At 43.8% G+C, this 13410-nt stretch carries 9 protein-coding genes; 6 read left to right on the plus strand and 3 right to left on the minus strand.

Annotated elements, in window-relative coordinates; genetic code table 11:
* Positions 1 to 96: 96 nt before the first annotated feature.
* Positions 97 to 708: a flavodoxin family protein gene (locus tag I6E84_RS03460; protein ID WP_197216158.1), complete on the minus strand. Its 612-nt coding sequence runs from the start codon at positions 706 to 708 to the stop codon at positions 97 to 99.
* A gap of 490 nt (positions 709 to 1198) precedes the next feature.
* On the opposite strand from I6E84_RS03460, the gene I6E84_RS03465 reads away from it, so the two are divergent.
* The gene (locus I6E84_RS03465) at positions 1199 to 2455 is read left to right on the plus strand and encodes a YeeE/YedE family protein (protein WP_197100271.1); all 1257 of its coding nucleotides are present in this window, start codon (positions 1199 to 1201) and stop codon (positions 2453 to 2455) included.
* Between the two features lie 96 nt (positions 2456 to 2551).
* Here I6E84_RS03465 and I6E84_RS03470 read toward each other — a convergent pair whose 3' ends face one another.
* Both I6E84_RS03470 and I6E84_RS03475 read right to left on the minus strand, forming a co-directional pair.
* Complete coding sequence (locus I6E84_RS03470) at positions 2552 to 3448, minus strand: polyphenol oxidase family protein (RefSeq protein ID WP_197216160.1); 897 nt, start codon at positions 3446 to 3448, stop codon at positions 2552 to 2554.
* Between the two features lie 220 nt (positions 3449 to 3668).
* Positions 3669 to 4913 (minus strand): RluA family pseudouridine synthase, encoded by a 1245-nt coding sequence (locus I6E84_RS03475; RefSeq protein ID WP_413786931.1) that lies wholly within the window; start codon positions 4911 to 4913, stop codon positions 3669 to 3671.
* A gap of 822 nt (positions 4914 to 5735) precedes the next feature.
* On the opposite strand from I6E84_RS03475, the gene I6E84_RS03480 reads away from it, so the two are divergent.
* The 5 genes from I6E84_RS03480 (at position 5736) to I6E84_RS03500 (ending at position 13224) form a co-directional block, all read left to right on the plus strand.
* Complete coding sequence (locus tag I6E84_RS03480) at positions 5736 to 6827, plus strand: outer membrane protein assembly factor BamD (protein ID WP_197216162.1); 1092 nt, start codon at positions 5736 to 5738, stop codon at positions 6825 to 6827.
* Between the two features lie 206 nt (positions 6828 to 7033).
* Complete coding sequence (locus I6E84_RS03485; protein WP_197216164.1) at positions 7034 to 9223, plus strand: DNA primase; 2190 nt, start codon at positions 7034 to 7036, stop codon at positions 9221 to 9223.
* Positions 9224 to 9728: 505 nt separating this feature from the next.
* The gene (gene rpoD, locus I6E84_RS03490; RefSeq protein ID WP_197100267.1) at positions 9729 to 11648 is read left to right on the plus strand and encodes an RNA polymerase sigma factor RpoD; all 1920 of its coding nucleotides are present in this window, start codon (positions 9729 to 9731) and stop codon (positions 11646 to 11648) included.
* A gap of 325 nt (positions 11649 to 11973) precedes the next feature.
* The gene (locus I6E84_RS03495; protein WP_197216165.1) at positions 11974 to 12417 is read left to right on the plus strand and encodes a MarR family winged helix-turn-helix transcriptional regulator; all 444 of its coding nucleotides are present in this window, start codon (positions 11974 to 11976) and stop codon (positions 12415 to 12417) included.
* Between the two features lie 12 nt (positions 12418 to 12429).
* Complete coding sequence (locus tag I6E84_RS03500; protein WP_197216166.1) at positions 12430 to 13224, plus strand: siderophore-interacting protein; 795 nt, start codon at positions 12430 to 12432, stop codon at positions 13222 to 13224.
* The last annotated feature ends 186 nt before the right edge of the window (positions 13225 to 13410 follow it).

Genomic DNA, 13410 nt, shown 5'->3' on the forward strand with positions numbered 1-13410 from the left:
ACTCAATCGAATGACCAGTAACAGAACTGAGAGACACAAAAAAAGCAGACTTAATAGTCTGCTTTTTTTATTCAGGTTACGGTCGATAAAGTCGCTTTAACTCTGTGTATTGGCTGGTTGATGCTTGATAATAGTTTTGGCCAGATGATCACCAAACCAAATAGCAGTGTCGATATCTCCAGATCCTGGTGTTTCTTCAGGTGGTCCATCGAGCGACTGCGTCATTAAACCTAGGAAGCTAGATAGACGGTTTAGGTCGTGAGTTTTATGACCTGTCGGCATCAATGGTAGTCCAATCCAATTCATCCCATGCTGCATGGCATATAGAGAAATCTGCTGTAATACTGCAAGTTTGTCACCGCTTAATCCGCCAGAGTTGGCAAAAGCTGCTGCCCACTTCCCTTCCCATTTACGGTGATACCAACGCTTTGAGGTTTCATCCATAAAAGTCTTAAATTCGGCCGTGACGCTACCCATGTATACGGCACTGCCAAATACTAGCAGATCTGCTTGATCTAAAAACTCCCAATCCACTTCATGGACATCTACCGCCTTGGCTTGCGATTCTGGTAACTGCTGACGGGCACCTGTTACTATGGCCTCAGCCACACGCTTGGTATGACCATAATTACTATGATAAATAACCGCGATAGATAGATTATTAGCTTGGTGAGTGACAGTTGAAGCAGACGATATAGATGTAGTCATACGGGCTCTAGTAATGAATGAATTGATGAATAATGAGTCGCTAAATAATAGTAACGTTTAGAATTTTCTGAGTAATTACAGCCATTATAGCCTGTAATCATATCGTTAGTACCGGATAGCTGTCGTTAATGACGCTATCGTCAGGTGCAAAGATAATCACACTACCTATTAACAGACTGTCATAGAGTAGCAATATTCAGCAAATTATCAACTCACTTATGTAAATCGAAACTTTGTCGAACGTTATGTAGCACATCTTGTGCGTATTAAATAAGAAAAAATAATCGTTAATAATTACATTTATTTATTCCATATACGCATATGTTAATTCCAGCTTTTCTTTCAGGCTTGTTTCTATTTTTACCGTAATAGGATTATGATGTAGCGCTTATTCCTAAGTTACGCATAAATACAATTAATGAATTAAAAAAATCATAAGAAAACTATAAAGAAATCACAATCAAATCGATAAGCAGAGGAGACTACTACTGTGACAACGTTAAGAGTTCAACCCGTAAACGAGGCGCGAGATCCAATCGTAAGAGACAGTCTTCGCTTGAATGATCCACAAAAAATGCTGGTAGCAGGCGGCGCCATTGTGAGCTTTCTCATGCTGGTCTATTTGCTAGATACGCAACATATTTCTCAGTCACTATTGCTCGGCATTGGCTTGCTGCTGGGCTATACCCTCTTTCATGCTCGCTTCGGTTTTACCTCCGCATTTAGGCGGTTAATGTCAGTCGGTAATGGACAAGCGATGCGCTCACACATGCTGATGCTCGCCATTGCTGTGACGCTGTTTGCCCCTATTCTAGCCTTTGGCACGACCATTTTTGGTGGGCCAGTCGCAGGTTATGTCGCGCCAATAGGTGTCAGTCTCTTCGTTGGCGCATTCGTCTTCGGTATTGGTATGCAGCTTGGTGGCGGCTGTGCCTCTGGTACTCTTTATGCTGTCGGTGGTGGTCGTTCAGTGATGTTCATCACGTTTATCTTCTTTATCGTTGGTGCCACTATTGGTGCTTACCATCTGCCATTTTGGACAGAAGAGCTGCCGAGCTTTGAGCCGTTTTCTTTGGCTACCTCTACCGGTCTTGGTTACAGCGGTGCTTGGATGGTCTCTTTGGCTCTTTTTGCTATAATCGCATGGATAACCTTGGTCGTTGAAAAAAGAACCAAAGCCCCTAAAATGGCGCCTGTTCCTTCCGAAAAAGGCTGGAAACGTATTTTCCGTGGTTCTTGGCCGCTATTTGCAGCAGCGATTGTACTAGGTGTACTGAATGCATTAACGCTAGCAACACGTGGTCAGCCTTGGGGTATCACGTCCGCATTTTCATTATGGGGATCTAAAATTGCGAGCGCTTTCGGGGTTGATGTCGCGAGTTGGGGCTATTGGCAAGGCGCAAACGCAGCAGCGCTAAATGCGTCTATATTTGCTGATTCAACGACGGTACTAAACATCGGTATCATCATTGGTGCTTTCATTGCGTCAGCGGCTGGTGGCTTATTCAAATTTACGACCATTACTAAAGGCAACTTTGCAGCTTCAGTGATTGGTGGTTTGATGATGGGTTATGGCGCACGTCTAGCATTTGGTTGCAATATCGGTGCTTATTTTGGTGGTATCGCTTCTTTTAGCTTACATGGCTATATCTGGGGCATACTCGCGATGGCTGGTACGTTCTTGGCTCTGTATTTACGTCCTTTATTCGGCTTGTCAGTGCCAAAGTCTAGCGACTCAGTCTGTTAATAAAATAGTGGTGATTGAATAAAAAAACAGCAGGTTAATTTTAACCTGCTGTTTTTTGTTATATAAAGCATATTGTGTTAATCAGACAACACTCATTTAGCCATCACTGCTCTGCATACTACGGGCAATCACTAATGCCATACGTCCCGTGGCTGGCTGCTGCAAATGTGTCTGACGACGATACGAGTAATAACGACTGTCGGCATAACTACAGTCTACAGGTAAGTCATTAATAACCGTCACGCCAGCAGTCTCTAACTGCATAGCCGCAAGCTTTGGTAAATCCAGCTTAATTTTGTCATCTTGAGATGGTATAGAAAAGAGCACCACAAAATCATCAAGTTGTGTCTCTGACATTGCTTGGTTCTCTTTGCACCCTGCAAATAGCTTGTCACGGACGTCTGTATTCACCTCATAATTCGCCTGACTAATACAAACGCCTATCCAAGCTTGAATCGGCATCGTACTATCAAACCTATTCACTGTTTTTTTGATAACACCGCAAGCCAAGCCTTGCCAGCCTGCATGAATCGCGGCTATCTGTCCTGTCGCCGGTTGGTACAAGACGATAGGCACACAGTCAGCCGTCATTATGGCAAGTCCGATACCTTGTTGCTGACTGACCATCGCATCAGCCGCCATGGGTGTCATACTGAGCGCGGAGGCATCGACATCGTGAACTTGATTACCATGGACTTGACTGACCCAGTGCAAACGTTTAATCGGCACATATTGAAAGCGCTTTGATGCTGATGCTAAAAAGCTTTCATTGATGCCAGACAGTAGACACATGCGGTTTTTCAGCACCTTTGCCGCATCATCATTGACATGCAAGCCTAAATTTAGATCACCGTAATCTGCCGGATTTTGCTGTCCTATTGTTTGAGTTTTTGACTCAGAATCATTGACAACATCAGTCAAAAAAGCCGCCGTTTGAAAAACAGCGACATCATCAATTTGCGCTAGCAATGTCATAGGAAGCTTATTAATCATGACTGGATCTACCATCTCAATGAATCATGTATATGTGGCTGACAATATTTCAATACTTGGTTTTATAGTTAGTTCTATAGCTTATATAGCGTAGATACAGATTTATATCAGGCTCGCTCAGTCTACAAGGTGTAGTACTTTCACTCACCTGTCTAGCCTCTTCTGAATTCTAAACCATATTGAACACACCATATTTTACACAACTACTCTGAATAATTGCTTACTCAGCATCATAACCATCGCTAAGTACGGCTATGAGTTGTTGCATATCTTCAGGCAGCGGCGTGTTGACTTCCATATCTTCACCTGTCGTTGGATGTACAAAACCTAGCGTATAAGCATGCAAGGCTTGGCGTGGGAAATTATTAATCGTTTGACGCTGTGCTTCTGTGAGGCCGGCTCGCAATTGACGACGACCACCATAAACGCGGTCGCCCACTATCGGATAAGTAATGTGGCTTAAATGCACACGAATCTGGTGAGTCCGACCCGTCTCCAGTCCTACATCTAATAGACAGTAGTTACCATTAAGCGGTGTCACGTTTAATAGATGAGTGACTGCCTCACGTCCTGCTGTCATCACAGTCATTTTGGTACGTTGATTGCGGTGACGACCGATTGGTGCGTCAATATGACGATGGCGCGTTAGGCTTGCCTTATCACCTGCCACCACACACTGATAGTGGCGATAGACTGACTTGTCTTTTAGCTGCTCCATCAGTGCCATCTGCGCAGGTTTGGTTTTACCGATAAGCAACAGTCCAGAGGTGTCTTTATCAATTCGATGCACCAGACCTGCACGTGGCAAATGGTGCTGCTGCGGATAGTGATACAGTAACGCATTGACCAAAGTACCGGTCTGATTGCCAGCACCAGGATGCACGACCATGCCGACAGGCTTATTAATAACCAGCACGTCGTCATCTTCATAGACGACATGGATGTCTATATTTTCTGGTTGGTCTTCACTATGCTGCTCTAACGTTGTCGATAGATGCAACACATCATCAGCTTTGACACGAACCTTTGGTTTTTGCACACTGCCGTTATAGAGTAAGCTACCGTCAGTGATCCAGCCTTGTATCTGCACACGCGAGAAGTCTTTGAATGCTAGCGATGCAACCTTATCGATACGCAGACCTGACTGATCTTCTGTGACAGTATGGGTCAACTCTATCGCTACTGGAACGGCTGGACCCGAAACTGAAGACTCATCATCATCGCTATCGTCAATGTCGCTATCATCAATATCACCATCATCGATGTCATCTGCATCACTATCTGGTCGCATCACTTCTTCTGAAATCGCATCATCATGCAATTGCTCATCAAGCGCTGGCTGATTGTCGTCAAGTAACTCACTATTTTTTAAAACGTCATTTGTCATCGGTGACTCTTGTGCTGATGAATCAGTATCTAACGATTGATTCGGTGGTAAATGGGTGGTTATAGCATTATTATTCATAATAAATTAATACATAGCAAAGCGCCTAACCTCATTCTGTCAGGCAACTTTTTAAAAATTTTACAAAAAATCAGACTGCCAGTCACGTATTTATTGCTTATCATAATAGCAATCATCGTCAAAAAAATCGGCAGCAATATCGCGATAGTGTACCATGCCGAGTGCTTAAGCCCTATAGAAGCTGCTCGTTATCTGTCATTTTTGATGATAACTGATAAACACTCAGTATCGCCGGTTAACTCTCTAAAATATGACATTGCTGTAATTTACTGTATATTTATCGGAATCAGCGACATTCGATATCGCTCGTGATAGCCGCTCATGCTAAAATGCCGAACTGAAATCAGATATTATGTGGCTTTTTGCTAGCCGTATTGCCAGCCATATCATAGATATTAGCACTAATAGGTACTAGCACGATAAGTACTGAGGCATAAGTACTGAGGATCGGCAACCACGACCTGACTCATGTATTGCAAGAAAAATCTTTGCTACTGTCATGGTCGAATATCCAATACGATAGATTGCACATATCGAAAAAATAGACGAAGCAAACGTTATTCTATAAAGTATGACTATGTTTTGCTGTATGCTATTGCACTGAATTAAAAAATAACGTTTTTATTAGGGTCTGTTAAGCCCATACACCATTACAATAAACTGCATTCAATAAAAACCATGTTGATGGTGAGGCTGCTCGACGATGAGTATGCTTGATACTAGACAGTTAGCGGATGCCTCAAAGCATCGTTTTTTATTATTAACCTTTTATGTAGCATAATAGCGCTGCTGTTATTATGCGCCTCGTGTCGGAGAAGAAGTATGCAAGCTGTTGGCAATACGTTTATCAAACTGTCCTCAATAACTCTACTTACGCTAAGTGTAAGCCTAGTCGGTTGTCAAACTTTCAAGAACCTGACCGGCGGTGCTGACGTCGATGCGGTAGAAACCGCTCAAAAATCAGAGCAAAGTTATTATAACGATGCCATCGAACAGCTTGATAAGAGCCACCACACACAAGCTATCGAAGAATTGACCAACTTACGTACCTTTTACCCTACCGGGCAATATGCTGAACAAGCACTACTCGATATGATGTACGCACAATATGAAGGCGGTAAATATGAAATGGCAGCGGCAAGCGCTGAACAGTTCATTCGTCTATACCCTTCTAATCCACAAGTAAGCTACGCCTACTATGTACGCGGTGTGGCAAACATGCAAGGATCGTCAGAAGGCTTAAAACTGTTCAAAATGAACCAAGCCGAACGTGATACTGCTTATTTGCGTATTGCTTTTGCCAACTTCCAAGAGCTTGTTAATAAATACCCAAACAGCCCTTATACACCAGATGCTGCACAGCGCATGACTTTCATTTACAATCAGTTTGCTGAAAGCGAAATGAGTGCTGCCAATTGGTACATCGAGCGCGAAGCTTATGTCGCTGCTGCCAACCGTGCTAAATGGGTATTCCAGTACTATCCACTCAGTGAATCCATTCCAAAAGCCCTTGCCACGCTAACTTATAGCAACGAAAAATTGGGTCTAACGGATTTGGCAAATGAGTACAAAACCCTATTACAGATTAACTATCCAAGCTGGTTAACCAGTGATGGCAGTGTGAAGCTAGAGACCAAACGTGACAGCACTTGGCTGAACAAAATCACCTTTGGTAAGCTTGGTCGTTCAAGCGTAGATGATGAGTCAGTAGCGACAGGCAACTACAATGGTGCTACCAAAACACAGATGATTCGTAATGCCAATCAGCTAAGATTGCCGAGCGCAAATGCCGCTTCTGCCAATGCACCAGCAAGTAATACTGCTCCTGCACGTGGTACAAATGGCAATCCGCAAAACAGTCAGCCACCACGCGGCATCACCCAACCAAACCAAGATGCGCCTATTATTCCATAATTTGTCAATCCATAGTCTTTTCAACCACATTCTGTCAATGTGAATAATGAATGACTTAGAATCTGTCTCATAAGAAATAAGGCCAACGCTCATGTTGGCCTTATTTTTCTGTTTCTATTTATCTAATACTTTATCTACTGTCAGCTATTACTACTCGCTGATTGTGGATGCCCAACATAATTGACCTATGGTAAACTGTTTTTTGTATGAGCATTCCTAACCATATCCTTGAGCAACTAAATAGCCAAGCTGACTTAGTCAGTATTATTGGGCGTCATACTACGCTCAAAAGAGCGGGTGGTGAGTTTAAGGGCTGTTGTCCTTTTCATGGTGAAAAATCACCTTCTTTTTATGTCAATCCGCAAAAAAACATCTATCACTGCTTTGGCTGTAGTGTCGGTGGCAATGCCATTAGCTTCTTACGTGATTATGAAAACCTCACCTTTATCGAAGCAGTCAATGAGCTATCCAAGCAAACGGGTATCGAAGTACCTAAAGAAGAGCGGCAAAACGTTAGCTATCAGCGTAGTGCACCCAAACCTGCTGTTCCTAAACCTACCACGCCCAAAACTAGTGCGCCTAAATCAAGCTCACTGCCGTCTGTGCCTAGCCCAGCTATCGACCAAAGCAACTTAAGTCAGAACAGCACAGACCAAGGCGGTGTAGAACAAGGCGGTGTAGAACAAAGCCATGTGGCACAGGCTAGTTATGATGATGCTCATAGCTACGACGATTATCCACCGCTAGATGCCTACGACTCTGCGCCTTATCCGGCAGATGCTTATGGTTCAGAGTATCCAGATGATACGAGCTACCCACCAGCTTGGCTCAGCGACAGCGATGAGACCATCAATCTACACGGTATGGATAATAGTGCCGATGCTGATGGCAACCTATACGATCTGTTAGAGCAAATTCAGCAGTTTTATCAGAATAGTCTGACGACTCACCCTCATGCCAAACATTACTTTTTATCGCGCGGTATCACTGAAGACATCTTTGAGACGTTTGGTTTGGGTTATGCACCCTTTGGTTGGCAGCATCTTGAACATCAGTTTCCGCAGGATATTGAAGGGCTTAAAGCCTTAGGCTTAGTGCGCCAGTCAGAATCTGGACGCGATTACGACCTATTGCGTGATCGAGTTATCTTTCCGATTCGAGACAATCAAGGCCGTACAATTGGCTTCGGTGGTCGAGCACTAGATGATGAAGTAAAGCCTAAATACATCAACTCGTCCGACTCGCCCGTTTTTCACAAGCAGCATGTACTGTATGGCTATTATGAATCTCGCCAGCAGCGTGCCAATGACTGGCTCGTGGTCGAAGGCTATATGGATGTCATCGCCCTCTATCAAGCGGGCATTTATGGTGCCATCGCGTCGATGGGTACAGCGATTAATGAAAGCCAAATATCACGATTACTGACGTTAAATCCTACCCTAACCTTGAGTTTCGATGGGGATAGTGCGGGACAAAAAGCCGCTTGGCGCACCCTAGAAGTTGCGCTACCTGTGCTGGCCGATGACAAAGAGCTGCGGTTTTTGACTTTGCCGAACAATCATGACCCTGATACGTTTATCAAAAGTCAGGGCGGTGATGCCATGCGTGCACAAATCGCCAATGCCATGCCTTTGTCGCAGTATATCTTTGCGTATTTAAGTGAGCGCTACGATCTGACCTTGGTAGAAGGTAAAGCCAAGCTCATGTCCCAAGTACGCGCATTAACCATGGCATTGCCTAAAGGCAGTAGTTTTAAGTATTTGCTTAACAATGACATTTATCAAAAGCTGGGCGGCAAACGCAGTCAGAATATCGAAGCCAAGGACGCCCTGCTAGATTTCGATGGTGACATGACCATCAGTCAGCAGTTACAGCTGTGCTTTTTGTTCCAACCACGCGCCTTGCTCGAAGATCCCATTGAGTCGATTTGGCAACAGGCAGGTATTAGTGACTTACAACTGCCTGCACATATCAAACAAAAAGCTGCGAGCGATACCTTGCGGCCGCTTGCTTGGGAAGATTTGCAAGATACTGACCTGCTAGATATTGTCAGTACGATTAAGCGTTGCTTAAGGTATTTACCAGCAGACGCTAACGCAGCGGCGCACTTTATATTGTCCAACGTGCGACCGATGACGCAAGAAACACTCAGCCGTAGTTGGGGTGGGTTTTATAAAACCTTGACGGCAAGAAATATTTTAAGCCTTGATGAATTGGTCGAAAACTTAGTCATGCAATTGCTCAAACTACATTTGCAAAAAAAGATGCAGGAGCTGATTAAAAATCCTGATCATATTAAGCTGGCGATTGTTCGCAAGCAATCACAGCTGTTAAATGACTGGCTACGTGCGCAGCAAGCCGAGCAGTCAGCACAAATGACCACGGTTAAATCTTAACATTGACCTTCATTTTTGATGAATAAAATATCAACCCTTTAAAAATACAGCGGCTGCCCCCACTACTAATGATTATGCCGAGTAGTCAAAACCGAATCTAAAAGAATGTTAAACATTCAACTGATAGCAAATAATCAGTAGAAAATGATCGGTAAGTCTCACTGTCTCGTGCTTGATTACTGTGGTCTGTGTTAAACTATGCGGCTGTATATTTGCAGCATTGCTTAGCGAACTATCATAAGCACGCATCATCAGGCACAAATTTTAGGTATTATTTTTGAGTAGCAGTTTTCAACGAATGCTATTTTGAAGTCTTTTTTAATGTTTAGCTGTTTTTCAGCATTGTTATTGTAGTGTTTTGAGCCTTTATTCATATCCACTCATTTTTGATATTATTGACAACCTCTACGCCATATTTTGATCAATCGACTGATAAGATCAACGCACCCAGCCAGCGATAGCGCGTCACGATATAAAAATGTCCGATGCAAGTAAGCGAGTATTTATGAACGATAAGTCAGTTTCTAAGTCCACATCTCAACTGGCCACCTTAATCCAAATGGGTAAAGAGCAAGGTTATCTAACCTATGCTGAGGTGAATGACCAACTGCCCGACTCTATTACCGAAAGCGATCAGATCGAAGATATTGTGCAAATGCTAACCGACGTTGGTATCAAAATCTTTGAGTCTGCCCCTGATGCCGATGACATCTTGATGAACGATGATTCAAGTGATGATGACATGGCAGCAGATGAGGCAGCGGCAGTATTAGCCTCTGTTGAGACTGAGCCTGGTCGCACCACTGACCCAGTACGTATGTATATGCGTGAAATGGGTACGGTTGATCTACTGACCCGTGAAGGTGAGATTGCCATTGCTAAGCGTATCGAAGAAGGTATTCGTGACGTACAGCATGCCATGTCTTACTGGCCTGGTACGGTACAGTTCGTCCTTGACGAGTATCAAAAAGTACAAGATGGCGACAAAAAACTCTCTGACGTCATCACTGGTTTCTTAGATCCTGAAACCGAAGCAGACAAAATCGCTGCTCAAGAAGCAAAAGAAGCGGCGAAAGAAGAAAGAGAGCGTATCAAAGAAGAGAAAGAAAACCCACCACCAGTCAAGCCAAAAGCCAGTGCAAAAGCCGCACTTGACGATGACGATGAAGACGAAGATGGTGATGAGGAAGAAGCCGAAGAAGAAACCAGCGGTATCGATCCAGAAGAAGTACGTCTGCGTCTAGAAGAGATCGAAAACCTATTCATCAAAGCCAAGCAAGCCCTAATTGATTATGGCCGTGGTAGTGTACAAGCAGATACCGCTTATGCCCTACTTGCTGAACGCTTTATGATGTTGAAGCTGAACAACCGCTTGTCAGATCAAGTCATGGCCATCATGCATGATGTCTATGATGATGTGCGTAAGCAAGAGCGTCAAATCATGCGTTTGGTGATTCGCCGTGGTCGTATGCCGCGTGAAGAGTTCCGTAAAACCTTCCCTAGCAATGAAACCAATGTTGATTGGCTCATTGAGCGTATAAGCGGCAAGCCTGCCTTTGCTGCTACGTTAGAGAAAGTCACTGATGACGTGATCTTATTACAACGTAAGATTCGTGATTACGAGCAAAAGCTCGATATGAAAATCCACGATATGAAAGACGTGGCACGCCGTATGGCTGTCGGTGAAGCAAAAGCTCGCCGTGCTAAGAAAGAAATGGTCGAAGCCAACCTACGTCTGGTTATCTCTATCGCGAAGAAATATACCAACCGTGGTCTACAGTTCTTGGATCTGATCCAAGAAGGTAACATCGGTCTGATGAAAGCCGTTGATAAGTTTGAATATCGCCGTGGTTATAAGTTCTCGACCTATGCGACATGGTGGATTCGTCAGGCAATCACCCGCTCTATCGCTGACCAAGCGCGCACCATCCGTATTCCTGTGCATATGATTGAGACGATCAACAAGATAAACCGTGTCTCACGTCAGTTGCTACAAGAAATGGGACGCGAGCCAACGCCTGAAGAATTAGGCGAACGCTTAGAGATGGACGAAGTCAAAGTCCGTAAAGTGCTTAAGATTGCCAAAGAGCCTATCTCTATGGAAACCCCTATCGGTGATGATGAAGATTCACACCTAGGTGATTTCATCGAAGATGGTACGATCTCTAGCCCTGTCGATGATGCGACGGCTGCTGGTCTACAAGAAGCGACTCGTGATGTACTCGGCAACCTGACTGAGCGTGAAGCACGTGTCCTAAAAATGCGTTTCGGTATCGATATGCCTACTGACCATACTCTTGAAGAAGTCGGTAAGCAATTCGATGTAACGCGTGAGCGTATTCGTCAGATTGAGGCAAAAGCACTACGTAAATTGCGTCATCCATCACGCTCTGAGCACCTACGTTCTTTCCTTGAAAATGACTAAATTTTTAAGAAAGTACTGAGCCTAGCTCATATTTTTTAAATAGTTAGAAAAATAAAAAAGCCGAGTATATCTCGGCTTTTTTTGTGCCTGTTCGTTAATGACAGACTTTCTCAATCACAAATTTCGTTAATTATAGAGCTCTTTAATCACAAAGCCCTCTATCCCTCTTTTCTGTCCTCCTTATCATGCATGTCTACCATGCTGCTTTCTTATCTAACAATATCTAATCATGGACAAAGTACTAACTTCAAAAACCACTTTATAGTTGACACTATCAACCTTATTCTATATAGTTGCTTCTATCAACTATATTAAAGGTTCTCTTATGTCGGATAATTCATTGAGCGAAACGCTTCATCAATTAATGCATACCTATACCAATCTATTATTAGAAGGCATTCGGCAGCAAGGTGTGGATTTGTCCGTGACAAACATCCGAACACTAAAAGGGGTTTGTTACAACCCAAAGAGCACCGCACTATCTATCTCTAAGCACATGCAACGAGACAAAGCGCAAATCACTCGTGCCTTAAATGACCTGTTAGCGGCTGAGCTAATCCTTAAGACAGACAACCCATTGGATGGTCGTAGCCAATTATTACAACTGACGACCAAAGGCGAGGCAATTATGGCAAAGCTCGATGCGGCAGAGGAATGGACCAAAGGGCAACTGACTCAAGATTTGAGCCCTGTCGATATTGCCCTGTTCTTTCGCGTCAGTCGTACCATGATAGACAACGTTAGCATCAACAAGACTACCGATAAATAAGGACAGATCCGTATGAACAACACAATAAATCAAAAACCCGTACGAGAAATCATGACTGTTGCCCATAAACAAATGATTACTCCGCACTATATTCGTATATACCTAACAGGTCAGGCAGAGACGATCGCCAATATTGCCACCATGACAGTCGGCGCCAACAATAAAGTACTTATCCCTAGAGACAAGACGCAGCCTATCGACCTAGAGGATAAATCTACTTTCGTTGTCCGTACTTATACGCATCGCGGTGCCGATGTCGAAAAACAACAGATATGGATTGATTTTGTCGCTCATGGTGATGAAGCACCTGCCTCAGGTTGGGCAACTCATGCTCAAGTTGGCGATGAGATTGGTATCTTAATGAAGCCTAAAAATAAAGCGCTTTGCCCTGCTACAGATAACATTTTGTTGGTTGGTGATGCCACTGCCATACCCGTACTTGGTTCGATACTAGAAAGCTTGCCTGCCAGCGCGACCGGTCAATGCATCATCGAAGTGCATGGTGCAGAAGATGAACAAGAGCTGCCTACTCTAGCCAATATCACCATGACATGGCTACATAACCCACATCCAATGCAAGGCAGTCAGCTAGTCAATACGGTTAAATCTCTCACCTTACCAAGTGCGAGCCAGAGCCGTTTCGCTTATATCGCTAGCGAGTTTTCATCGGTTAAAGCCCTGCGTCATTACTTAAAGGTCGAGCAACAGTGGTCAAAAGATGAGCTATATGCTTTTTCCTATTGGAAAGCAGGCGTAGCTGAAGACCAATCTGTAAGCGATAGACAAGCAGAGAAAAACACAGACTAACCAACCGCGCTTCGTTACGATAGGAAAATAACTATCGCTGCAGAGCTGAGGTTTTGCGTATTGAATACGTCAACAAAAACATCATTACTATAGGGCGTGTTGAATCCTCAACACGCCCTAATCTGTTTATGTTCAATCATATACTTGATGGTTCAAAAGTTGCGACGTCCCAGGTTTACTTTGTGT

Source organism: Psychrobacter sp. SCQQ22 (genome assembly GCF_015864605.1).
GTDB classification, from domain to species: domain Bacteria; phylum Pseudomonadota; class Gammaproteobacteria; order Pseudomonadales; family Moraxellaceae; genus Psychrobacter; species Psychrobacter fozii.

What these genes read in the sequence shown, in the direction of transcription:
- I6E84_RS03460 (WP_197216158.1), bottom strand. Translation starts at nt 708, where the DNA reads ATGACTACATCTATATCGTCTGCTTCAACTGTCACTCACCAAGCTAAT.
- I6E84_RS03470 (WP_197216160.1), bottom strand. Translation starts at nt 3,448, where the DNA reads ATGATTAATAAGCTTCCTATGACATTGCTAGCGCAAATTGATGATGTC.
- I6E84_RS03475 (WP_413786931.1), bottom strand. Translation starts at nt 4,913, where the DNA reads ATGAATAATAATGCTATAACCACCCATTTACCACCGAATCAATCGTTA.
- I6E84_RS03480 (WP_197216162.1), top strand. Translation starts at nt 5,736, where the DNA reads ATGCAAGCTGTTGGCAATACGTTTATCAAACTGTCCTCAATAACTCTA.
- I6E84_RS03485 (WP_197216164.1), top strand. Translation starts at nt 7,034, where the DNA reads ATGAGCATTCCTAACCATATCCTTGAGCAACTAAATAGCCAAGCTGAC.
- rpoD (WP_197100267.1), top strand. Translation starts at nt 9,729, where the DNA reads ATGAACGATAAGTCAGTTTCTAAGTCCACATCTCAACTGGCCACCTTA.
- I6E84_RS03495 (WP_197216165.1), top strand. Translation starts at nt 11,974, where the DNA reads ATGTCGGATAATTCATTGAGCGAAACGCTTCATCAATTAATGCATACC.
- I6E84_RS03500 (WP_197216166.1), top strand. Translation starts at nt 12,430, where the DNA reads ATGAACAACACAATAAATCAAAAACCCGTACGAGAAATCATGACTGTT.